At 43.4% G+C, this 25,920-nt stretch carries 20 protein-coding genes and 4 pseudogenes; 7 read left to right on the plus strand and 17 right to left on the minus strand.

Annotated features, from left to right (window positions below):
- Window positions 1-135 precede the first annotated feature (135 nt).
- Together ascB and FFV08_09865 are read right to left on the minus strand one after the other, a co-directional pair.
- Entirely contained in the window at window positions 136-1,575 is a 1,440-nt protein-coding gene (gene ascB / locus FFV08_09860; protein QLB52872.1) for a 6-phospho-beta-glucosidase, read from the minus strand.
- A gap of 316 nt (window positions 1,576-1,891) precedes the next feature.
- Window positions 1,892-2,118: pseudogene (locus FFV08_09865) on the minus strand (hypothetical protein).
- 53 nt (window positions 2,119-2,171) lie between these two features.
- Here FFV08_09865 and FFV08_09870 point away from each other — a divergent pair.
- A pseudogene (locus FFV08_09870) lies at window positions 2,172-3,103 on the plus strand (IS3 family transposase).
- Between the two features lie 253 nt (window positions 3,104-3,356).
- Here the strand turns inward: FFV08_09870 and FFV08_09875 are convergent.
- The 3 genes from FFV08_09875 to spxB form a co-directional block, all read right to left on the minus strand.
- Complete coding sequence (locus FFV08_09875) at window positions 3,357-4,931, minus strand: ABC transporter ATP-binding protein (protein QLB52873.1); 1,575 nt, start codon at window positions 4,929-4,931, stop codon at window positions 3,357-3,359.
- A gap of 676 nt (window positions 4,932-5,607) precedes the next feature.
- Window positions 5,608-5,955 carry a VOC family protein gene (locus FFV08_09880; GenBank protein ID QLB52874.1) on the minus strand — a complete coding sequence of 116 codons (348 nt, stop codon included), beginning with the start codon at window positions 5,953-5,955 and terminating at the stop codon, window positions 5,608-5,610.
- A 256-nt stretch (window positions 5,956-6,211) separates the two neighbouring features.
- Window positions 6,212-7,987 carry a pyruvate oxidase gene (gene spxB / locus FFV08_09885; GenBank protein QLB52875.1) on the minus strand — a complete coding sequence of 592 codons (1,776 nt, stop codon included), beginning with the start codon at window positions 7,985-7,987 and terminating at the stop codon, window positions 6,212-6,214.
- Window positions 7,988-8,273: 286 nt separating this feature from the next.
- On the opposite strand from spxB, the pseudogene FFV08_09890 reads away from it, so the two are divergent.
- Window positions 8,274-8,378, plus strand: a pseudogene (locus tag FFV08_09890) (PTS cellbiose transporter subunit IIC).
- Window positions 8,379-8,393: 15 nt separating this feature from the next.
- Here FFV08_09890 and tnpA read toward each other — a convergent pair.
- From tnpA to FFV08_09910, 4 genes are all read right to left on the minus strand, one after another.
- Complete coding sequence (tnpA, locus tag FFV08_09895; protein ID QLB52876.1) at window positions 8,394-8,858, minus strand: IS200/IS605 family transposase; 465 nt, start codon at window positions 8,856-8,858, stop codon at window positions 8,394-8,396.
- A 197-nt stretch (window positions 8,859-9,055) separates the two neighbouring features.
- Entirely contained in the window at window positions 9,056-9,688 is a 633-nt protein-coding gene (locus tag FFV08_09900) for a 1-alkyl-2-acetylglycerophosphocholine esterase (protein QLB52877.1), read from the minus strand.
- Entirely contained in the window at window positions 9,688-10,518 is an 831-nt protein-coding gene (locus FFV08_09905; GenBank protein QLB53298.1) for an HAD family hydrolase, read from the minus strand. Before FFV08_09905 ends, FFV08_09900 begins: the two co-directional genes overlap by 1 nt.
- Before the next feature lie 4 nt (window positions 10,519-10,522).
- Window positions 10,523-12,217 carry a hypothetical protein gene (locus tag FFV08_09910; protein ID QLB52878.1) on the minus strand — a complete coding sequence of 565 codons (1,695 nt, stop codon included), beginning with the start codon at window positions 12,215-12,217 and terminating at the stop codon, window positions 10,523-10,525.
- Between the two features lie 180 nt (window positions 12,218-12,397).
- Here FFV08_09910 and FFV08_09915 point away from each other — a divergent pair, with 180 nt between their 5' ends.
- The 4 genes and pseudogenes from FFV08_09915 (at window position 12,398) to FFV08_09930 (ending at window position 16,216) form a co-directional block, all read left to right on the plus strand.
- Window positions 12,398-13,039 carry a GntR family transcriptional regulator gene (locus FFV08_09915; protein QLB52879.1) on the plus strand — a complete coding sequence of 214 codons (642 nt, stop codon included), beginning with the start codon at window positions 12,398-12,400 and terminating at the stop codon, window positions 13,037-13,039.
- Window positions 13,017-13,201: pseudogene (locus FFV08_09920) on the plus strand (hypothetical protein). Before FFV08_09915 ends, FFV08_09920 begins: the two are co-directional and overlap by 23 nt.
- An 85-nt stretch (window positions 13,202-13,286) precedes the next feature.
- Complete coding sequence (locus FFV08_09925; protein QLB52880.1) at window positions 13,287-14,477, plus strand: glycine betaine/L-proline ABC transporter ATP-binding protein; 1,191 nt, start codon at window positions 13,287-13,289, stop codon at window positions 14,475-14,477.
- A gap of 14 nt (window positions 14,478-14,491) precedes the next feature.
- The gene (locus tag FFV08_09930) at window positions 14,492-16,216 is read left to right on the plus strand and encodes an ABC transporter permease subunit (GenBank protein QLB52881.1); all 1,725 of its coding nucleotides are present in this window, start codon (window positions 14,492-14,494) and stop codon (window positions 16,214-16,216) included.
- A 76-nt stretch (window positions 16,217-16,292) separates the two neighbouring features.
- Here the strand turns inward: FFV08_09930 and FFV08_09935 are convergent, their stop codons facing one another.
- Window positions 16,293-17,732 (minus strand): glycoside hydrolase family 1 protein, encoded by a 1,440-nt coding sequence (locus FFV08_09935; protein ID QLB52882.1) that lies wholly within the window; start codon window positions 17,730-17,732, stop codon window positions 16,293-16,295.
- Window positions 17,733-17,842: 110 nt separating this feature from the next.
- On the opposite strand from FFV08_09935, the gene FFV08_09940 reads away from it, so the two are divergent.
- Window positions 17,843-18,715: an AraC family transcriptional regulator gene (locus tag FFV08_09940; protein ID QLB52883.1), complete on the plus strand. Its 873-nt coding sequence runs from the start codon at window positions 17,843-17,845 to the stop codon at window positions 18,713-18,715.
- 115 nt (window positions 18,716-18,830) lie between these two features.
- On the opposite strand, the gene FFV08_09945 is transcribed toward FFV08_09940, so the two are convergent.
- The 7 genes from FFV08_09945 to FFV08_09975 all read right to left on the minus strand — a co-directional run bounded on the left by FFV08_09945 (window position 18,831) and on the right by FFV08_09975 (window position 25,864).
- Window positions 18,831-19,502: a hypothetical protein gene (locus FFV08_09945; GenBank protein QLB52884.1), complete on the minus strand. Its 672-nt coding sequence runs from the start codon at window positions 19,500-19,502 to the stop codon at window positions 18,831-18,833.
- A gap of 89 nt (window positions 19,503-19,591) precedes the next feature.
- Window positions 19,592-19,792 carry a RhtB family transporter gene (locus tag FFV08_09950; GenBank protein QLB52885.1) on the minus strand — a complete coding sequence of 67 codons (201 nt, stop codon included), beginning with the start codon at window positions 19,790-19,792 and terminating at the stop codon, window positions 19,592-19,594.
- A gap of 187 nt (window positions 19,793-19,979) precedes the next feature.
- A complete protein-coding gene (locus FFV08_09955) occupies window positions 19,980-21,359 on the minus strand; it encodes a CapA family protein (protein QLB52886.1) in 1,380 nt (459 codons plus the stop codon).
- A gap of 214 nt (window positions 21,360-21,573) precedes the next feature.
- The gene (locus FFV08_09960) at window positions 21,574-22,845 is read right to left on the minus strand and encodes a TRZ/ATZ family protein (protein ID QLB52887.1); all 1,272 of its coding nucleotides are present in this window, start codon (window positions 22,843-22,845) and stop codon (window positions 21,574-21,576) included.
- 138 nt (window positions 22,846-22,983) lie between these two features.
- Window positions 22,984-23,676, minus strand: coding sequence for an ABC transporter permease (locus FFV08_09965; protein ID QLB52888.1), 693 nt, complete (start codon window positions 23,674-23,676; stop codon window positions 22,984-22,986).
- Window positions 23,676-24,743, minus strand: a complete 1,068-nt coding sequence (locus tag FFV08_09970) for a methionine ABC transporter ATP-binding protein (protein ID QLB52889.1) — start codon at window positions 24,741-24,743, stop codon at window positions 23,676-23,678. The genes FFV08_09965 and FFV08_09970 overlap by 1 nt, the downstream gene beginning before the upstream one ends.
- A 248-nt stretch (window positions 24,744-24,991) precedes the next feature.
- A complete protein-coding gene (locus FFV08_09975) occupies window positions 24,992-25,864 on the minus strand; it encodes a MetQ/NlpA family ABC transporter substrate-binding protein (GenBank protein ID QLB52890.1) in 873 nt (290 codons plus the stop codon).
- Window positions 25,865-25,920 lie beyond the last annotated feature (56 nt).

Genomic DNA, 25,920 nt, shown 5'->3' on the forward strand with positions numbered 1-25,920 from the left:
AAATAAGAAATGTATGTGCAATAAAAAGGAGGCTCAATATGTTTAAAATTTTTTGCAAAATCGTTTTTAAAAGTATTACTTTCGCACTTGAGGGCTAAGGAAAAAGGCTGAGACATTCATATCTCAGCCTTTTTCCTATTTCACAGATGCTCCGTTAGTCGCGATGACTTCCTTGTACCAGTCAAAGGATTTCTTCTTGGAGCGCTTGAGTGTTCCCTTACCTTCATTGTCCCGATCCACATAGATAAAGCCGTAGCGCTTCTTCATCTCGCCAGTACCGGCTGATACCAGGTCGATACAGCCCCAGGTCGTGTAGCCCCACAGAACTACGCCGTCTTCATTGATGGCTTCCCGCATATCCTTGACATGGGCTGCCAGGTAGTCAATCCGGTAATCATCAGCCACATAGCCATTTTCATCCGGACTATCCACTGCACCCAGACCATTCTCCACGATAAACATGGGCTTTTGATAGCGATCCCAGATGGTATTAAGCGTAATGCGCAGGCCCAGAGGATCAATCTGCCAGCCCCACTCAGAAGCTTCCAAATAAGGGTTCTTGAGAGAAGCAAAGATATTGCCTTCAGTCAGCTCGTTGACCTTAGGGTCGCCCGAAGCCACCCGGCTAGAGTAGTATGAGAAGGAAATGAAGTCCACCGTATGCTCCTTGAGAAGCCGCAGGTCTTCTTCTGTCATTTCAACAGTGATGCCCTCACGCTCCCAAGCTTTCTTGGCATAGTTGGGATATTCGCCACGCGCCTGCACGTCGATGAAGAAATAGTTTTTCCTATCTTCCTCCATACCAGCCCATACATCGCGTGGATGACAGGTGTTAGGATAATTTTGGCCCGCTGCCAGCATACAGCCAACCTTATTTTCCGGGTCAATCTCATGAGCCAGCTTAGTAGCAATGGCTGACGCGACCAGCTCATGATGAGCCGCTTGGTATTTGACCTGCTCTTCATTTTCACCTTCTTCAAAGCAGAGCCCCGCCCCCATAAATGGTGCATGGAGAATCATGTTAATCTCATTAAAGGTCAGCCAGTACCTGACCAAGCCCTTGTAGCGGGTAAAGAGAGTGCGGCAGAGACGCTCGTAAAATTCCAGCATGAGACGATTTCGCCAACCACCATATTGCTCAATCAAGTGCATGGGACAGTCAAAGTGAGTAATGGTCACCAAGGGCTCGATGCCGTACTTGTGGCATTCCTTAAAGAGGTCTTCGTAAAATTTCAAGCCAGCTTCATTGGGCTCCAGCTCATCCCCCTTAGGAAAAATCCTGCTCCAAGCAATGGACAGACGATAGGTCTTAAAACCCATCTCACCAAAGAGGGCAATGTCCTCCTTGAAGCGATGGTACATATCAATAGCTTCCTTGGCTGGGTAGAAATAGCCTTCCTCAAAGTCAAACATCTTTTTCTTACCCGTGATGATGGCCAGACGATCCTCACCAATCGGCACCAAATCTACATTAGCCAACCCACGGCCATCTGCATCATAAGCTCCCTCACACTGGTTGGCAGCTGTCGCTCCGCCCCACAAGAAACCATCAGGAAAAGTTAGTTTCTCAGTCATCTTTTTGCCTCCTTGTAAATCAAGTGTTTTCTTATATTATAATAAACAATCAGCAAATAAACTTCTAGCATCCTACGGAAAACTGGTACTATTCCAATCTCTAAGGTGTCTGTGAGGTTCGGCGTTCCCGATACTCTTCAGCTCATGTGGAGGCACATCAAAGCAGGTCAATGGAATTCTGTCAATATTTTGGACACATTTTATTAGAACGACTTTTACGAATATCTAACCTCACTTTATCTCTGGTGTATTATACGAGATAAAGTTGACTCTAGTATTAATAGGAATGACTAATTCCCTTCCTCTTTAATCTATGTTAAGTCAAAGCTGTGATAGCCTTTACTAGGTCAAAAACAATCCCAGGTGCATTCATTGGAAATATCTCTTTCTTTTTTTGAAAAGACCGTAGTAACCCCATAGACTACAGTTGATGGTTGCGACCAAGGGTTCTTTTTGACCAGCCAGATTGCTCATAATTTGTGGGAAGTAAGACACATACACCATAACAGACATGAAGGTCGCTACCCAACTCAAAACTTTCATTTTATTCAGATGTTTTCAAAACCTCTTTCATTATTTTATGCTTTCTACTTTATAATCTCACTGATGAACAACGTGAGCTCATTGCTCTTAGGAAGCGAAATAAAGAGCTTGAAATGCAATTAGATATCTTAAAGCAAGCGGCAGTGATTATGGCACAAAAAGGGAAGTAATCACTGCTAATAAGGATAAATATTGCATTTCAGCCATGTGTCGTTGCTTGAACATCCCTCGTGCTAGCTATTACTACAAAGCCATAGAACCAAAGTCTGAGGCAGAGCTTGAAGAAATGATTAAAACCATTTTCCGTGAGAGCAAGTCTAGATATGGTGCTAGAAAACTCAAGAAATGTCTGGAAAACGAAGGGATTATCTTGTCTCGTCGGCGGATTCGTCGCATCATGAAGCGATTGAATCTCGTATCCGTCTACCAGAAGGCTGCCTTCAAATCGAATTCTAAAGGGAAAAATGAAGCACCTATTCCAAACCTATTGGCTCGACAATTTGACCAAGAAAAGCCACTTGAAGCAATTGTAACAGATTTGACCTACGTCCGTGTTGGAAATCGTTGGGCTTATGTTTGTTTGATCATTGACCTCTTCAACCGTGAAATTATTGGTCTGTCAGTTGGGTGGCATAAGACTGCAGAGCTCGTCAAACAAGCCATTCAAAGCATTCCTTACGCGCTTACCAAAGTCAAGCTGTTCCATTCTGACCGTGGTAAGGAGTTTGATAACCAGCTGATTGATGAGATGCTAGAGGCATTTGGCATCGCTCGGTCTCTAAGTCAAGCAGCTTGTCCCTATGACAACGCCGTTTCTGAGAGTACTTACCGTGCCTTCAAACTCGAGTTTGTCAACCAAGAAACCTTCCATTCGCTGAAAGAACTAACCCTTAAAACAAAGGACTACGTTTACTGGTGGAATCATCATCGCATTCACAGCAGTCTTAACTATCAAACCCCAATCGCTAAGCGAATCAGCACTTAACAAAAAACACTTTATAAATTTTGTATAGAAAAGTGTTGCCTTTTCACTCATTAAAAGCAAGCAAAGGGATAATAATTTTGTTATAAAAATGTAAACTATCACAATCTTGTGATAAGAAAGAAGAGTGAGGTTAGAAAAAGTATATATAATCAGAAAAACGCATATTACTATGCATTGAAAAATCTTGATACTGGGTGTTTTATTGCTGAAATATTTACTTTATTTTCTGATAAAACTGACTTTTAAGCCAGATTCAATATTTTCCTAAATCTACAACTTGTTGATATCTACTTTCATCATCAATATGATGGGCAATTTCTAACATCATAACAGGAAGAGAAAATAGTAGTTCATGTACCATGAGGGCGTTTTCTTTATCTAGGGTTGCGGTCACTTCATCAGCCAATAACAGATTTTTTCTACGAAGAAGAAAACGTGCCAATTCAATCCTTACTCTTTGTCCCCCAGAAATATTCTCCCCGTTATTTTTGATAATAAAATCCATCCCACCCGTCAATTCAAAATCTAGTTTGACTTGTTTCAAAACAGCAAGCAACTCTTCCTCAGAAAATTCTTGTCCTAAGGTCAAATTATAACGCACTGTATCATTAAAGAGAAATGGATGTTGACTAATAATTCCTATACTGGATACAAAACTTGATGTACATTCATTAACAGTTGTAACGCCGATAATTTCTCCCTCATCTGCTATTTCTTCTCCAGTAATGAGTCGAAACAAGGTTGACTTACCACAACCACTCGGTCCTTTGATTAAAACTTTCTGACCTGCTTGAACATCCAAATTTAGATGAGTAAAAAGTTGTCTGTCACCATAGGATTTACTTAAATTTTTAATGTGTAGAGCATTCAATTCTTGCGCATCTTTTTTATCTATCTGTTTTACATCTCCAATTTCTAATACTCCAAAAATCTTATCTGCTGTCGTTTTTGCCCCTTGTATATCTACAGCATCATACATAATAGTCTGAATAGGGCTCACTAGCTGACCTGCTGCGATGTACATGGCAACAAGACTTGCCACTGACACTTTCTGCCCAGCCATAGCAAAGTAAAAACCTAAAACAAGTGGTAAAACTTGGCTTAAAAAGACCATGAAACCGTTGCAAAAGAAAATTATATTATGGGTAAAGCAAAATTTTTGAATGGCTAGTTGATAATGTCGATTAATCTTCCAAAATCTGTTCTGATTTTCAGAAATTGCTTGGTTCATGAGTAGAGTATGTGCTCCTCGGATACTATCAGATACTTGATTATGCACTTCTACTCTGCCTTGAGCCATGTCATCACCAGTATGTTTGAGTCTTTTACTCATCAAGAACTGAGGAATAGGACGTAAAATAGTGAAAAAGACAAAAATACTCCCTAGTAACAAATTTTGCGAAATAATATAAATCGCTGTTAGTATTGCTACAAAGCTCCAGCAAATGATATTGACGTATTTTTCTAAGTAATTATCCCCCAAATACTCCATATCTTGTGTGAGCATGGTGATTTTTTCATCTTCGTTAAAATCTTTTTTTATCATCAGCTTGTCAAATAAATCTGCCCTCATATTCATTTGAATTTCACGTCGAAAAACATTATGTGTATGATTACAAAAGAGCATTAAGCTATACAAGACGAAGTATACTGTAAAGCCAAAAATAGCAAACTGTATGATTTTAGAATAAGTCAGTTCTCCTTGATTTAAGGACAATGCTTGTGATACGACTAAGGGTTGAGCAAGAGCTAAACCTCCATTTGCCAGTGCACCGATGATAGTATAAAACTTCGTTTTCTTATCCAGATAGTGAAATATTTTATTCATAATGCCCTCCTAGAAAAAGAGAGAGGCTAGCACTCCTCTCCATTTTTATTATATAAACTTAACAAATATTACAATTATTGCTTACAACTTCATTTTTTTTACAACCTTTTTGTTTTTCTTGATAGACATTTTTGCTTACCCCTCTCTAGTCCACATCTAAAATAGCTTCATACAATTATTAATGATTATTCTTGCAATTTGATTGGTATTAAAATATACACTACCATCTTCAGTATCATACCTTAAGACATATCGTGATAATTTCATATTACCACCTCTTTATTCTTTGATTTCTTTAAATACATTATATACCTATTAAAATGATAATCCAAGCAAAAGTCAGAAAATTAGAAAGGTTCTATATTTTAATAATTTTCAATCAAGTACAAACTAATTTCAAATCTCCTTATCTACTACTATACATGCCTTACTATCACATTTCTGTTCGTAGGAGACACAATCTCGCTATTCCTTCCTCTGACGATTCTTATGTCCAGCGTCATACTTAAAACGGTCTATCACGAGACTGTTTTAATCCGTTACCTCACGATAGTCAATCTCAGAAGTCACTATTAGGTTTACCGAAAAAAGACCGGATGGCTCCGATCTTCAATTGTTCATATTCTCACATTCTGTTTTAAGAATAATTAAGTTTAAACTCTAATGACTAAGCGTCCTATTTCATTCGATAAAAATCAATCACCAGACCAGCAGGCCCTTTAACTAGCAGGGACACCGTTCCCCAATCGGTTACAGCAGGACCGTGTAAAATCTCGGAACCAAGCTCTTTCAATCGTTGGTAATTCTGGTCTACATCCTCAACCTCGATGTGAAGAATGATTCCTGACTGAAAATTTCCCAAAGGAATCAAATGATTCTCTGACAACATGAGACAGTGACTGCCAATCGTGAACTGTGCAAAACTGTCATCAACATAGTCTGCCTTTTTATCCAAAATACGCTCCAAGTCAGCACAGACTTGGGGAACATTTGAAACGATAATATCTAATTGATTTAAATTCATTTGTTATCCTCCACAAAAAGACTGGATTGCTCCAATCTTTTTAACTTCTGCTCTAAGAAAATCAAAGAATAAACAAGTCGTAACCAAGTTTGATGGCAAATCTTTGCTCATCAAACTACGAAAAATCCTTTGGGACTTTTTCTAGGCTCCGCACTAGATTCCATCATTGAAAATTAAGGTTTCAATGATGGAATCGTCGGAAGTAAACCTCCGAATGAGGTCTACAAATTTAAAATTTGATTTTCGACGAGAGGAATTATTTGATTGCGCGTGATTGCAACCCTTCTTCTTCCAAGAAGAGGCGGAATGGTACGAGTTCTTCTGCTTCGTATTTTTCCTTGAAGGCTTTGATTGCTTCTTCTGAGTGAAGTTTTGGATCGAGTTCAAGTACTTCTACTGGAAGTGGACGATGTTGCGTGATGCGGGCATCGATGACAACTGTCTTGCCTTCTTTGTTGAGTTTCACAGCTTCTGCAACGACTGCGTCGATGTCTTCGATGCGGTCTACTGTAAATCCAACAGCGCCTTGAGCTTCAGCGATTTTCGCGTAATCAGCGTTTGTGAAGTCTACACCAAACAAGTGTTTGTTTGTGTCTTCGTATTTGTTCTTGATAAAGCCGTACTCAGCATTTGAGAAGACAAGGTTGATAACTGGAAGGTCATATTGAACGTTTGTAATGACGTCTGGGTAGCACATGTTGAATGCTCCGTCACCCATGATGTTCCATACTTGGCGGTCTGGGTTGTCTTTCTTAGCAGCAATACCACCAGGAAGGGCGATACCCATTGTCGCAAAGAGTGGAGATGTACGCCACATGTTCTTAGGAGTCATGTGAAGGTGACGAGTAGATGTTTGAGTTGTGTTACCTACGTCGATTGAGTAGATAGCGTCTTGGTCAGCGTATTTGTTAACTGCATTGTAAACTTGGTACAATTGCAATTCACCCTCAGTTTTACCTTCGAGTTTGTTCATGTAATCGCGCCAGTTTTGGTTATTCTTCACGTTTGCACGCCACCATGGAGTAGACTCAACTGCGTCTACCTTATCAAGAATCGCTTTAGCTGCCTGACCTGCATCACCAAGGATAGAAGCGTCAAGGGCATGGCGTTTACCAAGTTTGTAAGGGTCAATGTCCACTTGGATGAATTTTTCAGTATTCTTGAAGGCTTCGTATACTTCAGCAAATGGGAAGTTTGAACCAAGGAAAAGAACAGTGTCTGCTTCAAAGACAACTTCGTTGGCTGGTTTCCAACCAACACGGTAAGCAGAACCTGTCAAACCTTCATAGTTCCATTCGAAAGCTTCAAAGTTTTTACCAGTTGTGATGATTGGTGCTTTGATTTTACGTGACAATTCAGTAATCACTTCACCCGCTTTAACGCCACCAAATCCAGCATAGATAACTGGGCGCTCAGCCTTGTTCAAGATTTCAACAGCTTTGTCGATTTCAGCTTCGTTCAAAGCAGGAGCGATGAATGAACGCTCGTAAGAACCTGAACCGTAGTATGAGTTTTCGTCGATTTCTTGGAAACCGAAGTTTACAGGGATTTCAACAACAGCTGGACCTTTTTTAGATACTGCAGCACGGCAAGCTTCGTCAATCACTTTTGGCAATTGCTCAGCGTAAGCTACACGTTTGTTGTAAACTGCGATACCATGGTACATTGGGTTTTGGTTGAGCTCTTGGAAGGCATCCATGTTGAGTTCGTTGACTGGACGAGAACCAAGGATAGCAAGGAATGGAGTGTTGTCCATAGCTGCATCGTAAACACCGTTAATCAAGTGAGTCGCACCTGGACCACCTGAACCAACTGCAACCCCGATTGAGCCGCCGAATTTAGCTTGCATCACCGCTGCAAGAGCACCAGTTTCTTCGTGGCGAACTTGCAAAAAGCGGATATCTTTGTCTTCAGCCAAAGCGTCCATCAATGAGCTGAGTGTTCCTGATGGGATACCGTAGATGGTATCTACGCCCCATGTTTTCAATACGTTGAGCATTGCTGCAGATGCAGTAATTTTTCCTTGAGTCATAAGAATAACTCTCCTTCAATAAATTAAATTTTCAGTTGTTGAAAATATTTCCATTTGTGAATGAAAACGCTTCAAGAAACTTTACTCTATCAATTTATCATGTTTTTTCGCTCTTGTATAAGAATATGCTCAAAGATGATATAGAACTATTACATAACACAATGCTCTGATTTTTTTCACAAAGTCCAATGTGTTTTATAATAATTTTCATAACCCCTTTGAAATCAAGCATCATTCACAGAAAACTTTTGTAAGTTTAAGAAAATCATAACCACCCGTCTAACGGGTGGTTTGTCCCAGGGCTATAAGCCCACATCACCAGCCAGCGCCTAAAGACGCTGGCTTTCACTTTGTTCAAGCCTCATTGCTTTTGACTCGTCACAAACCTCTCAAAGAGGTGTTTGCATCACTTACCACTATCCCTAAAGGGATCCTCATATTCTTTTACACTCAATTTATCCAACGCTATATCATGCTTTTCCTGCTCTTGGATATATTTCTTAATGGTGGCTTCATTAAGCCCTACTGTACTCACGTAATAACCTTCCGCCCAAAAATGTCGGTTCCCAAACTTGTACTTTAGGTTGGCGTGTTTGTCAAACATCATGAGAGCACTTTTGCCTTTTAAATACCCCATAAAACTAGAAACACTTATCCTCGGTGGAATACTTACCAACATATGGACATGATCTGGCATTAAGTGACCCTCGATAATTTCAACACCTTTATAACTACATAATCGGTGAAATATTTCACCCAAACTGTTTCGATATTGATTATAGATAACTTTTCGTCTATACTTAGGTGTAAACACAATGTGATATTTACACATCCACTTTGTGTGTGATAAACTATGTGCCTTTTGCGCCATATTTTTCTCCTTTCGCTTCACAATGGGCTTGAACACCTTTATTGTATCGCGTTTGGAGTTTTTTTGGTATAACCTTCGATGCGCACCCGCATAGCGGGTGGTTTATTTGTCTCGCACCTAGCGGAGCGAGACAGACTGAAAGTCAATAATAAAAAAGCTCTGTTCCGGCAAAACAGAGCTGTATTTTTTTGAAGAAACTACAAATATTCCTGCAAAACCTTGGACAAGGCTCCATAGCCAGCAATGGTCAGATGGAGGCCGTCAGTTGTGTAGTCTGGGCGCAGCTGACCTTCCTCGTTCAGAAAAGCATCGTAGAGATCGATAAATTGGACATTCATGTAGGCGTTAGCCAGCTGGCGATAGGCTTGATTGAGGGCCTGAATCTTTTCATTGCTGCGGACATAGACCGTACTCTTGTAGGCTGGAGCTTCATTGACGGGAAGGACCGACAGCAACTGGATCTGAGCCAGAGGATAATCACGAGAAATCTCCTGAATAACGGCTTCCAAATTAGCCAGCGTTTCTGTCTGAGCCATTTCCTTGCCAATGTCGTTGGTACCTATCAGGATAAAGACCTTATCCAGTGCCTGCCCAAAGAGATGGGCATCTAAGTTTTCTAATAGCAAATCAGTCTTATAGCCCCGAATGCCACGGTTGATCAGTCTTTTATCCGTCTGTAAGAGTTCCTGGAGTGGATAGTATTCTACAATGGAGTCTCCGATAAAGATGATGTCTGGCTCCTTGACTGAGAGTTGATTGAGTTCTCTGTAGTTTTGCTGCAATTTTGCCTGCTCCTTGAGAAGCCATTCTTCTAGTAATTGTACTGCCATTATCCTTTTTCCTCTTCTAAGTATTGCTCAAGCACCTGTAGAACGCCTGCTTCTGTATTGGCTGGCGCTAGGTAATCTGCCACCCCTTTGACCCGCTCATCGCCATTTTCCATGGCGTAAGAAATACCTGCTAATTCAAGCATTTCTATGTCATTTTCACTATCGCCAAAGGCCATGATTTCCGAGCTTTGAATCTGCCACTTAGCCATCAGCTGTTGTAAGCCCCAGGCCTTGTGCATCCCATCTTGGAGGATGTCAATGGCTCCATAACCACTGGCAACCGCGCTCAATCGGCCAGCAAAATGCTGATTAATCAGACGAGCATGCTCTACTGCTGCAGCTTCTTCCACCATCATACTCATTTTCAAGACCTTGTCAAAGGGATAATTCTGAAGGCTAGGCACAAAATTCATCCGCTTATAGAAAAGCTGGGCCATTTCCTTAGTCATGACTTTTTCAATCAAGGGAAACTCTGTCCCCTCCTGGACAAAGCCGCCTCTTTCAGAGGTCACAACCAGCTGAAGCTCCCTTTCACGACCCGCAAAGTAATCCAGCGCATCCCTAATCAATCCGGCTTCCCAAAAGCTGCTCATGCTTAGCCGATTCTTTTCAAAAATCCTAGCTCCGTTGGCGACTACCAAGGTCATTCGTTCTACCAAATCTCCCAATAGCAGGCGCATTCGTGGAATTTCATTGCCAGTAGCCACCACAAAGCGAATGTCTCTCTTATCCAGCTCATCTAAAATAGTAGCCAGACGCGGCAAATCCAGCTGTCCCTGTCCGTCCAGCAAGGTTCCATCCATGTCTGTCGCTATCATCTTTATAGTCATCTTTTTATCCATTTCTATCTTTATCATCCAATTTGGATTGCCTCTTTTCCAGCAAGTTCCAAGAACCACTGGTTTCGTAGGCGGTGATTATCTCCCTAGCTGTATCCGTAATCTCTTCTGGATAGTTCAGGCTCTCTAGTGTATTAACCGCATTCTTGGTCAAAGCGCTGCCTTGCTTAATCTTATAGTCAAAGACAATCTCTCCTGCTATATATTGACTGTCAAAATGATATTGAGCATTGAGCTGACCAGAGGCTGCTACCAACTCCACATCATGGCTCGAAATCATATAAAGGCAGGGGTTCTGAGCTAGCCAATCAATGATTGCCAGCCCTGCACCTATCCGCTCAACAGTATTGGTTCCTTTAAAAAGCTCATCGATGAAAAAGTAGTGCAAGCCCTCTTCTTCCAAGGAATCTATCATGCGCTCAATAGCCCTGCTCTCAGCGATAAAGTAGCTATCCCCAGAGCCGATGTCATCGGTCACATCCATTGAGCTCAAGACATGACCATGCTGCAAGGTCATCTTCTCTGCGCAGGCAAAGCCTAAGCCCTGAGCCAAGATAGCATTGATAGCTGCTATTCTCAGGTAAGTCGATTTTCCAGAAGCATTGTCGCCACTAATCATCATATTCTTAGAAAAGTCCAAATCATTGCTGACAGGTCGTTCCAAGAGTGGGTGGTAGAGACCCTTTCCCTTCATCCCAGTTGAGCTTTTAAAGCTAGGTTTCGCATAAATTGGCAGGATTTCCTTGTAGTTAAGTACAGCAATCGCCGCCTCTAAGCGACCTAGAATCTCCAGCACTTGCCTAGCCTGTTGATTGGCCTTGACCAGACGATTGGAGATATAGGCCTGAGCCAACTGTGGTATCAGCAAGACGGAGTTGATATAGAGATAGAAAATCTCCAGCTCAGAGGCACCCGACTGGGGCCGAAAGACTTCTCCAAAAAGCTTTATTCGGCTGAAAGAAGCCAACGCTTCTTTCAGGGCAGCTTGCTGGGGTAAGGGCAGGCGGGAGATCTTTTTACCAATATAGAAGATCCGTACCAGATAGCTCATGCTGTCCAACTTCATCTCGAGAGACCAGCGCGTGGCCATGGAGTAAACGATATTAAAGCCCATGCTGATGATAGGAACTATGTATCCCAGACTAGGATTGATAAAATAGAGGAAAGGAGAAAGTAGCGGAATCGAAGCCAAAAACAGGTAAAAACTTCCCCTGTGATTAGCCTGAGCTGGTTTATAGATTAGTTTTTTGGCTTGATTGTGATTTTTCTTGCCAATCTCAGAAAAAAGCAACTGCAGCTGAATGCGCACCTCTGGATGCTGGGCCAAATAGGACTGCAAATCATCAAAGTCCTGATCTGCCTCGAAATGTAGCAGGCGAAGTTTGCTGTAAAGGTACTCTGAGCCTAGACTGGATTGGGCTGCTGTATCAATATCCTGAAAAATATCAAAAAAGTCCAAATCTCCCCAAGTCTGGTCGTCTACCAGACTATCATAGGTTCCATCTTCTTCGTCTAGCAAAAAAGACTCATATAGACTGGACTCACTGTCTGGCCGGCAATCCACCCGCTCACGACTTCCCCAAGCAGCAGTTAAACGCTTCTTAAAGCGAATCTTTCTCCGAATAGCAGAGGCTATGACAAGCACTAGTACCGCCAAAAAGCCCAGTAGTACCAAGATAAATTGTGACATAAATGTCCTCACCCCTTCCAGAAAACCTCTGACTTTTAGACATATTATACTACTTAAAAAAGTAAAAAGAAAGGCAAGAAGAGGCGGATAAGACGGTCGATTTTACAAAGGGCACTTTTCAATCCTCCAGTTTTATATTATAATCATAGCTATATTCCTGTCGTAATATTGGAGGTCCTTATGAGCAAAAAAGAAGTCGCATTCCCACGCTACCAGCAGATAGCTGTCGCTATTGCCGAGCGAATCGTTGACGGCAAATATCCCATCGGCAGCAAAATCTATGCCCGCTCTACCCTAGCCAGCAACTTCAATGTCTCCCCTGAGACAGCCCGCAAGGCTATCAATGTGCTGGTAGATCTGGAAATCATGGAAGTCCGCCATGGCAGTGGAGCCTTCATCTCCTCCAAGGAAAAAGCCCAGCAGTTTCTCGAGACCTATAAAGATGTCAACTCTCTGCAGGACCTCAAAAGCAAGCTCCATCAGAGCATCCAGCGCCAAGAGGAAGAATTTGCCAACTTTTCCCAGTTGCTTAATCAGCTTCTCAGCCGAACTAAAGATGTCCAGCAGCGCTTTCCTTTCAATCCCTACGAGCTCCAGCTCTCAGAAGACGCCATCAACCTAGGAAAATCTATCAATGAACTCAATATCTGGCACTCGACTGGCGCTACCATTGTCGCAGTCCAGCAGGGCGACCAACTCCTAATCTCGCCTGGTCCTTATACCAAGCTGGAAGCCGGCAATACCATCTACTTTGTTGGCAACGAATTATCAGTCGGTTTGATGCATAATTTATTTTTTAATGAAATTGAAACAAACAAGTGAAACAGCGCTTGTTTTTTCTTTGCCAAAAAAACAGAATAGACAGGCGAATCCGCTGTCTGACAAGCTTTTTGCTACTTTCAGAAATATTCTAGAAAATCATCCTCCTTTTTTATAATAGCCGAAAAAGGCCGGTCTGACGGCCTTTTGGGTTTGACAAAGTGACCACACGATGTTATACTGTGATGGTCTTTTAAGTGACAACTTATCAAAATAAACATGTAGTCACTTGTGCAAAAGGAGAAATACGTTGAATAAACTAGAAGTAAAACATTTGACTAAAATTTTCGGTAAAAGGCAAAAGCAGGCACTGGAAATGGTCCAGCAAGCCAAAAGCAAAACGGAAATTTTAGAAAAAACCGGTGCTACTGTCGGAGTTTATGATGTAAACTTTGAGGTTCAGACCGGAGAAATTTTTGTCATCATGGGACTGTCCGGTAGTGGGAAGTCAACCCTTATCCGCCTGCTCAACCGATTGATTGACCCGACATCAGGCGACATTTACATCGACGGCCAAGATGTGGCTAAGATGAACGAAGAGGAGCTGCGTGAGGTTCGGCGCCACAAGCTCAACATGGTCTTCCAGAACTTCGGACTCTTCCCGCATCGGACTATTCTAGAAAATACTGAGTTCGGCTTGGAAGTCCGAGGTGTTGATAAAGAGGAGCGCACGCGCCTAGCTGAACAAGCTCTGGACAATGCCGGTCTCCTGTCCTTCAAGGATCAATACCCCGATCAGCTCTCCGGTGGGATGCAGCAGCGGGTCGGCCTGGCTAGAGCCCTAGCCAACAATCCTGATATTCTGCTCATGGACGAGGCCTTCTCAGCTCTAGACCCCCTCATCCGACGAGAAATGCAGGATGAACTGCTGGATCTGCAGGCAGAGCATGAGCGTACCATTATCTTTATCACCCACGATCTCAATGAGGCCCTGCGTATCGGTGACCGCATTGCCATCATGGCTGACGGTCAGATTATGCAGATTGGAACTGGTGAGGAAATCCTGACCAACCCAGCCAACGACTTCGTTCGAGAGTTCGTTGAGGATGTGGACCGCTCTAAGGTCCTGACCGCCCAGAATATCATGACAACGCCACTGACCACCAACATTGACATCGACGGACCAACCGTTGCTCTCAATCGGATGAAAAAAGAAGAGGTCAGTATGCTGCTAGCTGTGGATAGGAAGCGGCGCCTCAAGGGCAGTCTGACTGCCGAATCCGCCCGCGATGCCCGTAAGGAGCATCAAGCACTGGCTGAAGTGATTGATAAGAACGTCCGCAAGGTCACTCAGGAAACTCTGATTACTGATATTTTCCCACTGATTTACGATTCACCAGCGCCTCTGGCCGTTGTAGATGATAAGGACAAATTAGTCGGCGTTATTATCAAAGGTCGAGTCATCGAAGCCTTGGCCAATACTACTGAATCTGAAGAATAAGGGAGGTTCGCATTTTGAATATTTTACAACAGCCAATCCCCGTTTCTCAATGGGTTGAGGCCTTTACTAACTGGGTAACCAATACCTTCTCCGGACTTTTCTCGGTCCTTCAGGCTATCGGAAATGCCATTATGAATGGAATGACAGACACCCTGCTCTTCATTCCGCCCCTGCTCTTTATCGCAGTCATCACTATCTTTACCTATTTGATTTCCAAGCGTAAGCTGGGGCTGCCCCTACTCACCTTCCTAGGCCTGCTCTTTGTTTACAACCAAGGCCTCTGGGAAAATCTCATGAACACTGTGACCTTGGTTATCGTCTCCAGTGCCATTTCCATTATCATTGGTATTCCACTGGGGATTTGGATGGCTAAGAGCAACCGTGTCGAAGCCGTTATCAAGCCCTTGCTGGACTTTATGCAGACCATGCCAGCCTTTGTCTACCTGATACCAGCCGTGGCCTTCTTCGGTATTGGTATGGTGCCTGGGGTCTTTGCCTCTGTCATCTTTGCCCTGCCACCGACTGTCCGCTTTACCAATCTAGCCATTCGTCAGATTCCAACCGAGCTAATCGAAGCGTCAGACTCCTTCGGGGGCACTGGCAAGCAGAAGCTCTTCAAAGTCGAGCTGCCTCTGGCTAAAAATACCATCCTAGCTGGGGTTAATCAGACCATCATGCTGGCTCTGTCTATGGTCGTTACTGCCTCTATGATTGGAGCACCAGGACTGGGCCGCGGCGTCCTCTCTGCCCTGCAGCATGCCGACATCGGTTCCGGCTTTGTCAATGGGGTATCTCTGGTTATCTTGGCCATTATCATTGACCGTCTGACCCAGAAGCTCAATCAGCCTCTGGCTAAAAAATCACCGGTCACTGCCAAGGAAAAACGCAACAAGATTATGCTCTGGTCTGCTCTGGCTGCTGTCATCCTGACAGCCTTTGTCGGAAATCAAGTGACCAAGCTCCAGCAAAGCAAAAAAGAAAAGGTCAACCTTGCCTATGTCGAATGGGACTCTGAAGTTGCCTCAACCAATGTCGTAGCGGAAGCACTCAAAGAAATGGGCTACGATGTCACCATCACACCGCTGGACAATGCCGTTATGTGGAAGTCCGTTGCTAATGGCGAAGCAGATGCCATGGTTTCTGCCTGGTTGCCGACCACCCACGCTGCTCTTTATGAGGAGTACAAGGACAAGCTAGTGGACTTGGGGCCAAACCTTGAGGGCGTTAAGACAGGGCTAGTCGTACCAAGCTATATGGACGCCGACTCTATTGAAGACCTGTCAGACCAAGCCAAGAAAACCATCACAGGTATTGAGCCCGGCGCTGGTATCATGACTGCGACTGAGAAGACTATGCAAGAATACAGCAATCTCAGTGGCTGGAATCTTTCTTCTTCCTCAACAGGAGCCATGACCACTGCTCTGGATCAGGCTATTAAGAATAAAGAAGATATCATCGTAACTGGCTGGTCACCTCACTGGATGTTCTCCAAGTACGATCTCAAATACCTCAAGGATCCTAAGGGAACCATGGGCGGCAAGGAAGCTATCCACACTATTACTCGAAAAAATCTAGACAAGGACTTACCAGAAGTCAACAAGGTTCTAGACAACTTCAACTGGACTCAAAAGGACATGGAAGAAGTCATGCTTAAGATTAACGAAGGCAGCTCACCAGAAGCTGCAGCCAAAGAGTGGATTAAAAACCACCAGAAAGAAGTCGAAAGCTGGAAGAAATAAAAGTATAGAAAAAAGGGATGAATCAAAAGATTCATCCTTTATTTTATAAGGAGCCATTCTATTTTGTTTAAGTCATTCAATCCTGATAGAGACTGTCTCCATTCGTCGCAATGACTTCTTTGTACCAATCAAAAGATTTTTTCTTGTAACGGGCTAGAGTTCCACTACCGTTATCGTTGCGGTCAACGTAGATAAAGCCGTAGCGCTTGCTGAGTTCTGCCGTGCTGGCTGAGACCAGGTCAATACAGCCCCAAGTCGTGTAACCTAGCAATTCTACGCCATCTTCCAGCGCTTCTCCTACCTGCTGCAAGTGCTGTTTGAGATAATCAATGCGGTAGTCATCTTCAACCGTTGGGCCATTTGGACCATCCACCAAGACATCCTTGGCACCGAGACCATTCTCCACGATGAATAGAGGCAGCTGATAGCGGTCATAAAAGCTATTTAACACCAAGCGCAGACCAATTGGGTCAATCTGCCAACCCCATTCTGAGCTAGCCAAATGAGGATTTAGGATGCCACCTAAAAGATTGCCTCGGCTGGAAGAATAATTCTCTGGATCATGAGCCGCAACCACACTCATGTAGTAGGAGAAGGAAATAAAGTCTACAGTATTTTCAGCCAAAAGCTCTTTGTCGCCCGGCGCAAACTGAATCTCAATCCCATTCTCCTTGAAGAAACGATTGATATAGGCTGGATATTTTCCACGCGCATGGATATCAGAGAAGAGGTAATTTTGATTTTCAAATTCCCGAGCTGCCAGCATATCTTCAGGCTTAGGTGTCATGGGATAAGCCGGCATGGCGAGAACCATACAGCCAATCTTAAAGTCAGGATTGATCTCATGACCGATCTTCGTTGCCAAGGCAGAAGCCACTAGCTCATGATGGACCGCTTGGTAGAGGTCCTGCTTGGATAGTTCTTCAGCTGGCGTGGCAATGCCTCCGCTCATAAAGGGCGCATGGAGAACAGAGTTGATTTCATTAAAGGTCAGCCAATACTTGACCTTATCCTTGTAGCGGGTAAAGACCGTGCGGACATAGCGCTCGTAGAAGCCAATCAAATCGCGGTTGGCCCAACCATTGTACTGACGAGCCAAATGCAGGGGTGTTTCATAGTGAGACAGGGTAATCAGCGGCTCAATGCCATATTTGGCTAGTTCATCAAAGAGATTGTCATAGAATTGCAGACCAGCTTCATTGGGCTCCAGCTCGTCCCCATTTGGGAAAATCCGAGACCAGGCAATGGAAGTCCGATAGACCTTGAAGCCCATCTCTGCAAAGAGGGCAATGTCCTCCTTATAACGATGATAGAAATCAATCCCTTCCAGCTTGAGATTATCCGGCGTCGGCCCCTCAGTAATCAAAGGATTGCGATCACCTGGCTTGGCTGGCACTCCGCCTTTTGGAGTCACATCCTGAACAGACAGGCCTTTTCCATCCAGATTATAGGCGCCTTCATACTGGTTGGCTGCAGTTGCACCGCCCCAGAGGAAATTCTGCGGAAATTTACCCATTTGCATTTTCTCGCTTTCGTTTTTTTATATTTATATTATAATAGTTGTCAAACATATTTTCTAACACAATTATCTTAATAAATTGTACTATTCTATGAAAGAGTGTCCCCATGATTGATTTAGGCCAACTACATAAAAATACCGTTTTTAAAAACCAAGGAACCCCTTATTCTCTGACCCGCACCATCACTGAGAATGGTCATCCAGATATTCTTTTCCACTGGCATACCGATGTTGAAATGATTTATGTCCACGAAGGAAAAGCACAATTTCATATTGACGACGACTACTTTAACAGCGAAAAAGGTGATATTATCCTGATTCGCCCCAATGCCCTGCACTCCATCCACCCCATCAACAACGAGCGCCATTATATGGACGCCATTAATTTTCATCTGGATTTGATGGGCTACTCTGCCATGGACCAAGCCAGCATCAACTACCTGCAGCCCCTCTACAATGGTCAGCTGGACTTGACTCATGTGATCAAGCCCAATGATAGAGCCTATGTGGAGATTCGCCAGTGCCTCTTAGCAGCTATGGAAACAGGTTATTTCCGCAAAGCTCACTACGAGTTTCAGCTCAAAGCCCAGCTCAACCAGCTCTTCTACCTGCTCTTTGAGAATGGCTATGTCATTTCCAAAGACCTGTCACCAGAAGGATATCGCAAAGAAGAAAAGATTCGCTCCATCATTGACTACATCAATGCCCACTACCAAGAAGACCTGAATATTGACCAACTGGCTGGCATCTGTGGCTACAGCTCCACCCATTTCATGAACTTCTTCAAGAAGCATCTGGGCGTTTCCTGCATTGAGTACCTGATTCAATTCCGCCTGCGCAAAGCAGCCGAACTCCTGCAACACTCTAACCTCTCTGTACTGGAAATCTCCAGCCAAGCTGGCTTTAATAACCTGTCCAACTTCAACCGCCAGTTTAAAAAATACTACCAAATGACACCAAGCCAGTATCGGAAGAAATGAAGCTCTAAATAGAAAATAAAAAACGAATACCTACTAAGCTAAGTGAACTTTGAGGTATTCGTTTTTTATGCTGATTTCAAAGAAAGACAGAAATAGCAACGTGATTTGTAATATATTATTCTAAATCCGGATCCCTACCTTCTGAGCCATAGACTCTGTGATAGGCTTTGACATAAAAAGATATGGGTTTATCTGATTCGTTTTGGACAGTGATATCTTGATCACTATCGCTTACGCTAAAAACAAACGCTCTATTTTGGGTAAAGTTGACATCAATGCTATAGTTTTCGTTAAACTCAATACCTAAATCGGATAAAGCCTGTTCGTTTGGGATTGTTATCCCCCCATCCTTTTCATTATAGTAGTGAACAGACTTTTTTTCTGCATCATAGATATACTCATTTTCACCTATCTGCTCTCTCAAATAAGAATCGTATATTCTAATTTTCCCATCTGTTTTATCTTTAAATTTTAAAACACTGACTCCTGAACCCTGTATTAGCTCAAAATTAGGCTTTTTAATCTTTACATAAACAGCTTCGCCCGGCTTTAATTTTACTAATTGGTAAGAGCCGCCCCGATCTTCTCCGCCAAAATAAATCAAATTCCAAATCAAAGTTCCCAAAAAAAGCAGACTAACCACTTTCCCATAAATGCTTTTGTAGAAAGGTTTCTTTATACAGATATAAACTATCCATGAAACGATAAAAATAACAAAGATAAACAAGAGTGGTAAAAAGTGAATTAAAAAGTCCATTAAAAGAAAAAGTTGTTCAAAAAAATCCATATTTCGCCTTTCTTTAATTTTCAATCAATATTTAGTTTTAACCTACAAGGATAAAGCCAGTCCCTGTCATTTCATTTCGATTGTTCTCCTTACGACCTCATCGTTTCTATACTAGCAAGTTCAGCAGAAGATTGAAGAGCCCTAGCCAAAAGATAGCTAGCAACAAATAGCGCCCTTGCTTTTCCTTGAAGAAATTTCTCCGCAGAAACAGGCAGAAAATCATCAAGACCAAGGAGCACACTAGCAACAAAAACAAGATAAACATGGGTATAACATACAAAAGCAGCCACAAACCAAGATACATTTCATTTTCTTTCTAATAAAATAAATCAAAATAATAGACGAGCTCGAAAGCAGTCAGTTTCATTCATTAACAGTTCTATAATCCTTTTTAATTATAACAAAGTCCTCGATTTTAAAACAGCAAAAACCAGATTGGAAAATCCAATCTGGCTAAACTCATATTCAAGTAATTTATTACCCCGGCCAGTTCAGGCCAACATGAGAATTCATTTCCTGATAAGCGGTATCAATCCGTGCTCTGGTTTCTTGATCCAGTTTGTCTCGATACTTGCCACCTTCGACAAAGTCGTCCAAAATCCAGGTCTGATAAGTGTATAAAGGAAGACCGTCTGCTGAAGTAGCGCCCTTTTCAACTCGGCTGACCCAGCTGGGATGGGCCTGGGCGCTTTTTATGTGCGTGCCCTTTGGTGTCTTTTCAATGGTAACATCCATCAGCACTCCGCGCTCAGTCCAATGAGCATTTTCAATTTCCTCCATGGTTTCGATACGCTGATTGGAAATAAAATTCCCCATAGAATACATAATCAGCTTCTTCTGGCCGTCTTTCTCTAAAATCTCCGCCGGCTGAACCACATGCGGATGCCCTCCAAAGACGATATCTGCTCCCCAGTCAACCATTTTATGGTAGAGGGTCATCTGCTCCTCTGTTGGCTCCAACTGGTACTCTATCCCCATCTGAGGCATGACGACTGTGATGTCAGCTTCCTTTTCTGCCCGTTCAATCTCGGCTCGCATCTTTTCTTCATCCAGATCGGACAGGCGATCATCATAATCTTCCTGACTGAGAAGCCCCTCCATACCGTTGTAACCATAGGAGTAAGCCAGCAGCGCAATCTTAATGCCTTTGACTTCCTTTATCAAGAGCGGTGCCTGACTGCGTTTTTCATGCGGATAAATACCGATAGGAGTGATTCCCTCTTTTTCAAAAGCCTGAGCTGTAGTAAAAACTCCCTCCAAGCCAGAGTCTAAAATGTGGTTATGAGCCAGGTCCATCACCTGATAGCCGGCATCCTTGATTGCTGGAACTACGGCTTCCGGAGCATTAAAGAGCGGATAGCCATTCAATGGATAATCCGGCCGAATCGTGCCTTCAAAGTCCCCTAAGACCAAGTCTCCCTGCCGAAGCCATTCTTTGGCATAGTGGAAATTCTCAGAAAAATCGTAAGAGCCATCTTCTTTCTGAGCACTCAGATAAAGGCCGTCATGATAAAGCAAATCCCCAGTCGCCATGATACGAACCGTTTGATTCCGAGAGGGATCCGACTGCTGCTCTTTCTTTGCAGAGAAGGAAAAGCTGAAGTCAGGTAAATGCTCTGACAGCAGAATTAAGCCAGCCGACAGCCCAACAACTGTCAAAAGCACTCCGACAAACTGCCGATTGCTAAGCTGTTTTTGAAAGAACTTAGGACGAGGAAGCGGCAACTTCTTAATCCAATCCCGCCAAGCTTGGTAGGCATCTGTCAGGAGAGTATGCTCCGCAGCAAAACCCGATATCTTTTTCCAAAGTTCCTGAAAAAAAGTCTGAATCTTCTCCCAAAGAATTTTTTTATCCATCGCATCTCTCCGCTTTTTCTTGCTTGATAATAGCGCATCAATCTTTACTATATTGTACTATTTTTATCACTAAAAGGAAAGAAAAGCAAAAAGCAGGAGAGGGAGAAGCATGCTACAATCTTCAAATTGCGGCAATCTCTCCCATTCTCCTGCTTCATTTTCTATTTTTTCAATTCTAGGAGCTAATCAACGAGCTGAAAATCGGCTTTCATTCTTACCCAAAACTTCCTACATCAACGGTCATCACTTGGCCATCTCGGACAACCTGCTGACCTGCAATGTAGACATCCTGAACATCACTGCCTTTGACTGCGTACACTAGGTGCGACAACATATTTTCCAAAGGAAAGAGGTGAAGTCGTCCCTTAGGCTGAATGACAATGAAATCGGCTTGTTTGCCCGTCTCCAGACTGCCGATTTTCTTCTCTAAGCCCAGTGCTTTGGCTCCTTCAATAGTCAAAGCTTTCAAAGCCTGCTCAATTGTAAACTGAGTCGCATCTCCAGCCCGCATCTTCTGAAGGAGGGCAGCTGTCCGCCCCTCTTCAAACATATCCAGATTATTATTGGAAGCGACAGAGTCTGTTGCTAGACCAACGGTCACCCCAGCGGCTAATAAGTCCGTCACCGGAGCTACACCGGAAGCCAGCTTGAGGTTGCTGATAGGATTGTGGGCGATGCTGACTGGTGAAGCCGCTAAATCCGCAATCTCTGACGGATTCAGCTCAACCCCGTGAGCAAAAATGGCTGGCTGCTCCAAGTAGCCTAGGCCTTTTAAGAAAGCCAGAGGCCGTTTACCATAGCGCTCCAAGATGATTTTATTTTCTTCCTGGGTCTCTGCCACATGGATATGAAGCTTCAAATCCAGCTCACGCGCTAACTCAAGACTGGCCTTGAGCAGATCTTCGTCACAGGCATAAGGCGAATGAGGCGCCACCATAACCTGAAAATCTTCATCATCATAGGAAAGAATTTTCTCAATAATGGTCCGAGTACGTGCCAGAGTCTCTTCTGCCGTTTCCGCCCCTGAGCTAAAGAGGGTTGGTGAGAAATAGCAGCGCATACCAGACTGCCGCATAGTCTGATAAATCCGGTCAACATCCACTCCCTGAGGATTATACATGTCGTTAAAAGTCGTTGTTCCTGACTGCAGCATTTCAGCTAGAGCCAGCTGGACAGCCTGGGTCGTTAGATCCGCTGTGAATTGACTTTCTGCTGGCCAGATATAGTCCTCCAGCCATTCATGCAGATTGCTGTCATCACGAATCCCGCGCAGCAAGGTCATGGCCGAGTGAGTATGACAGTTGACCAGCCCTGGCATGATCCAAGCACCTTCATAATCCACTGTTTCACTGCATTTCCCTAGCCATTTTTCATCATAGGGACCACAGTAGGCAATGCGGTCGTCTTCAATCACTAGCAGCCCGTCCCGGTAAACATGAAATTCGCTGTCACAGGTCACCAGATTGACATTTGTATAAGCTTTCATCCGCCATATCCTCACTTTCCCAACACTTGGTTTCAAGAGATTTTAGCTATTATAACAAGCCTAATCTAATTGTGCAAGTCTTTTATAAAATTATAGCATAAAAAAAGAGCCCCCGGCTGAGGCCCTAGTTGTCAGTCATTATCTATGACTAATCTTCCGTGTCAGGAAATCCCCAACAAACTGAATAAAGAAGATAAGCAGTAAAATAAGAATCGTCGCAAGAATGGTCACATCATGGTTGAAACGCTGATAACCATAAGTCAGGGCAACATTTCCCAGTCCACCGGCACCAATCGCTCCAGCCATAGCAGTCTCCCCAACCAAAGAGATCAGTGTAACAGTCACCACACGAATCAAGTCCGGCAGACCTTCCCGCAAGTAAACACCGACAATGTCCCAGAAGGTTGCTCCACTAGCCTGCGCTGCTTCAATGACTCCTCGGTCTAGTTCGGATAAGACCACCTGAACCTGACGGGCAAAGAAAGGAAAAACAGCCAGTGAAAGAGGCACCAAGGCCGCAGTCGGTCCAATCCCAGTTCCTACAATAATCCGAGTAAAAGGATTGATGAGGGCCAAGAGAATGATGAAAGGAATCGCTCGGAAGATTGAGGTAACCTTGTCTAGGACGAAAAAGACAAGTCTATTTTCCAAAATACCTCTCGGCCCTGTCAAGACGAGCAAGAGACCAGCGATAAAGCCTAGAATCCCTCCGATAAAGAAAGGAATGATAGTCATATACAGGGTCAGGTAAATAGCTGTTCCCCAGCCAGCCTGCCCAGACCAGCCCATTCTATAAACATTGGGCATAAATTGTTGAATCAGCTGTAGCATTAGTTACTCCCTTCTTTCAGAACATGCAGCTCTACTCCTGTTTCGCGCAGACTTTCCTGCACCGCCGCCAGTTGCTTGGTCTCTCCAGATAAGATAACGACCATTTCTCCGACTGGTACATGGTCTAAAATCTCAATATTAGCGTGAAGAATATTGGCCGATATGTGATACTGCTTGTAAATGTCGTTTATAATGGCTGTGTCCGTCACCACACCTGAGTATTTCAGATGGGCCAGAATGGAATTTTCCGGCAGGTTTTGCACAATCCTCTGCTGGTTGATTTTGATCATAGCCTCATTGATACCCGTTGCGGTCGTAATGAAATCTTGGGTCAGCTCATTCTTGGGATTAGAGAAAATATCCAGAACTGAGCCTTCCTCAATCAGCCGACCATTTTGCATGACTGCTACCCGGTTGGCAATGTCCTTGACAATCTGCATTTCGTGGGTAATGAGGACAATTGTCAGACCCAATTTTTGATTCAAATCCTGCAATAGAGCAAGAATCTGCTTGGTGGTCTTAGGATCCAGAGCGGATGTGGACTCGTCCGAGATGAGGATTTTGGGATCATTGGCCAAGGCCCGCGCAATGGCCACCCGCTGCTTCTGACCGCCAGACAGCTGGGCAGGATAATTGTCCGCCCGATCCGCTAAGCCTACCAAGTCTAAAAGCGTATGAACTTTCTTGTCTTTTTCAGCAGCTGATAAAGGAGAATGCTTGAGCGCAAAGGCAACATTTTCCTTGGCTGTCATCTGAGCCATGAGGTTAAAATGCTGGAAAATCATCCCAATATCCTTACGCTTTTGGCGTAGCTCAGCCGCAGTAAGCTGAACCTGATGATGATCATAGAAAACCGTATCATCCACCGTAATCTTGCCAGCAGACGGCACCTGCAGCAAGTTAATGACACGAACCAGGGTAGACTTGCCGGCACCAGAATAGCCTACAATTCCATAAATATCTCCCTGATTAATATGAATGGTCACATCTTCTACGGCCCTAATGTCTTGCTTCTTTTGATTAAAAACGACATCAATGTGATCCAATTTGATAATTTCTTTGCCCATAATTTCCGATTCACTCCTTGATTTGTCCAATATGAGATTTAGCCACTATAGCCTTTTAATTTGCTTTCCGCTTGTCGCTTGACTAGGGAAATGTGCTACCACAAGCCGCAATCTTTACCGACCTAACCCAAAGCCAGATAATGATTAAACTAAATGACCATAATAGCAGATAAAGGGCTGGAGAAGCTAATCTCCGCCCTTCTTAATCATTTCATTTATTCAATACAATGACTTTCTACTAGTAAAAATTACCACACTGGCTGATCCATACCATCTGATGATTCTTCGATAACTTTTTTCACTTCATCAGTGTGGTAAGCCTTGATAATTTTTTCAATCGCGTCAGCCTTGTCTGATTTCTTCCAATCTGCTTTCGCTGCAATCAGATTATACCATTGTTTTGAGTTTTCATTGGCTTCTTCTTTGAAGAGAGCCTTCTTGTAGTCAATGCCTGCTTCGCGAACGAAAGTATTATTGACAACTGCAGCATCTGCTGAAGTCAGAGAAGCTGGTGTTTGAGAGGCATCCAACTCAGAAATTGTCAGATTCTTCTTGTTTTCTTTGATGTTGGCAACAGTCGCAAGCTCGTTTCCTTTAACATCAAGCTTGATCAAGCCAGCTGATTCAAGAAGATAAAGAGCGCGGCTCTCATTTGTTGCATCATTTGGAACGGCAATCGTACCATTTTCTGGGATGTCTTTCACATCTGTATATTTATTTTTGCCGTCCTTTGTACCAGAGTAGAGACGAATAGGAGCGATATAGGTATCCGCAACAGACACAAGGTCTGCTCCCTTCTCTTTGTTCCAGTTTTCAAGGAAGTTGTAATGTTGGAAAGCGTTGATATCCACATCACCGTCAAGCAGAGCTTGGTTCGGCTGAGAGTAGTCGGTAAACTGCGTATATTCTAATTTAACGCCTGCATTTTCTTTGTCAAGAATCTCTTGAACCTTGTTCCAGCGCGCTTCTTCTGTATCACTCAGGCTCATCACCCCGACCTTAACCGTTACAGTTCCGTCTTCTGATTTGCTCTCCTTACTAGAAGAGCCGCCGCAAGCTGCCAAACCCAAGGCTGCAAGCCCTACTAGGCCTACTGAAAAGATTTTTTTCAAATTCATCATTTTTTCTCCTTTAATGGATAAAATTCTAAATCTTCTATTTTATAAGATTACTTCTC

Source organism: Streptococcus sanguinis (genome assembly GCA_013378335.1).
Taxonomy (GTDB): Bacteria; Bacillota; Bacilli; order Lactobacillales; family Streptococcaceae; genus Streptococcus; species Streptococcus sanguinis_I.

What these genes read in the sequence shown, in the direction of transcription:
- FFV08_09960 (QLB52887.1), bottom strand. Translation starts at nt 22,845, where the DNA reads ATGAAAGCTTATACAAATGTCAATCTGGTGACCTGTGACAGCGAATTT.
- ascB (QLB52872.1), bottom strand. Translation starts at nt 1,575, where the DNA reads ATGACTGAGAAACTAACTTTTCCTGATGGTTTCTTGTGGGGCGGAGCG.
- FFV08_09900 (QLB52877.1), bottom strand. Translation starts at nt 9,688, where the DNA reads ATGGCAGTACAATTACTAGAAGAATGGCTTCTCAAGGAGCAGGCAAAA.
- FFV08_09940 (QLB52883.1), top strand. Translation starts at nt 17,843, where the DNA reads ATGATTGATTTAGGCCAACTACATAAAAATACCGTTTTTAAAAACCAA.
- FFV08_09935 (QLB52882.1), bottom strand. Translation starts at nt 17,732, where the DNA reads ATGGGTAAATTTCCGCAGAATTTCCTCTGGGGCGGTGCAACTGCAGCC.
- FFV08_09915 (QLB52879.1), top strand. Translation starts at nt 12,398, where the DNA reads ATGAGCAAAAAAGAAGTCGCATTCCCACGCTACCAGCAGATAGCTGTC.
- spxB (QLB52875.1), bottom strand. Translation starts at nt 7,987, where the DNA reads ATGACTCAAGGAAAAATTACTGCATCTGCAGCAATGCTCAACGTATTG.
- tnpA (QLB52876.1), bottom strand. Translation starts at nt 8,858, where the DNA reads ATGGCGCAAAAGGCACATAGTTTATCACACACAAAGTGGATGTGTAAA.
- FFV08_09905 (QLB53298.1), bottom strand. Translation starts at nt 10,518, where the DNA reads ATGACTATAAAGATGATAGCGACAGACATGGATGGAACCTTGCTGGAC.
- FFV08_09880 (QLB52874.1), bottom strand. Translation starts at nt 5,955, where the DNA reads ATGAATTTAAATCAATTAGATATTATCGTTTCAAATGTTCCCCAAGTC.
- FFV08_09975 (QLB52890.1), bottom strand. Translation starts at nt 25,864, where the DNA reads ATGATGAATTTGAAAAAAATCTTTTCAGTAGGCCTAGTAGGGCTTGCA.
- FFV08_09955 (QLB52886.1), bottom strand. Translation starts at nt 21,359, where the DNA reads ATGGATAAAAAAATTCTTTGGGAGAAGATTCAGACTTTTTTTCAGGAA.
- FFV08_09910 (QLB52878.1), bottom strand. Translation starts at nt 12,217, where the DNA reads ATGTCACAATTTATCTTGGTACTACTGGGCTTTTTGGCGGTACTAGTG.
- FFV08_09875 (QLB52873.1), bottom strand. Translation starts at nt 4,931, where the DNA reads ATGAATAAAATATTTCACTATCTGGATAAGAAAACGAAGTTTTATACT.
- FFV08_09965 (QLB52888.1), bottom strand. Translation starts at nt 23,676, where the DNA reads ATGCTACAGCTGATTCAACAATTTATGCCCAATGTTTATAGAATGGGC.
- FFV08_09970 (QLB52889.1), bottom strand. Translation starts at nt 24,743, where the DNA reads ATGGGCAAAGAAATTATCAAATTGGATCACATTGATGTCGTTTTTAAT.
- FFV08_09945 (QLB52884.1), bottom strand. Translation starts at nt 19,502, where the DNA reads ATGGATTTTTTTGAACAACTTTTTCTTTTAATGGACTTTTTAATTCAC.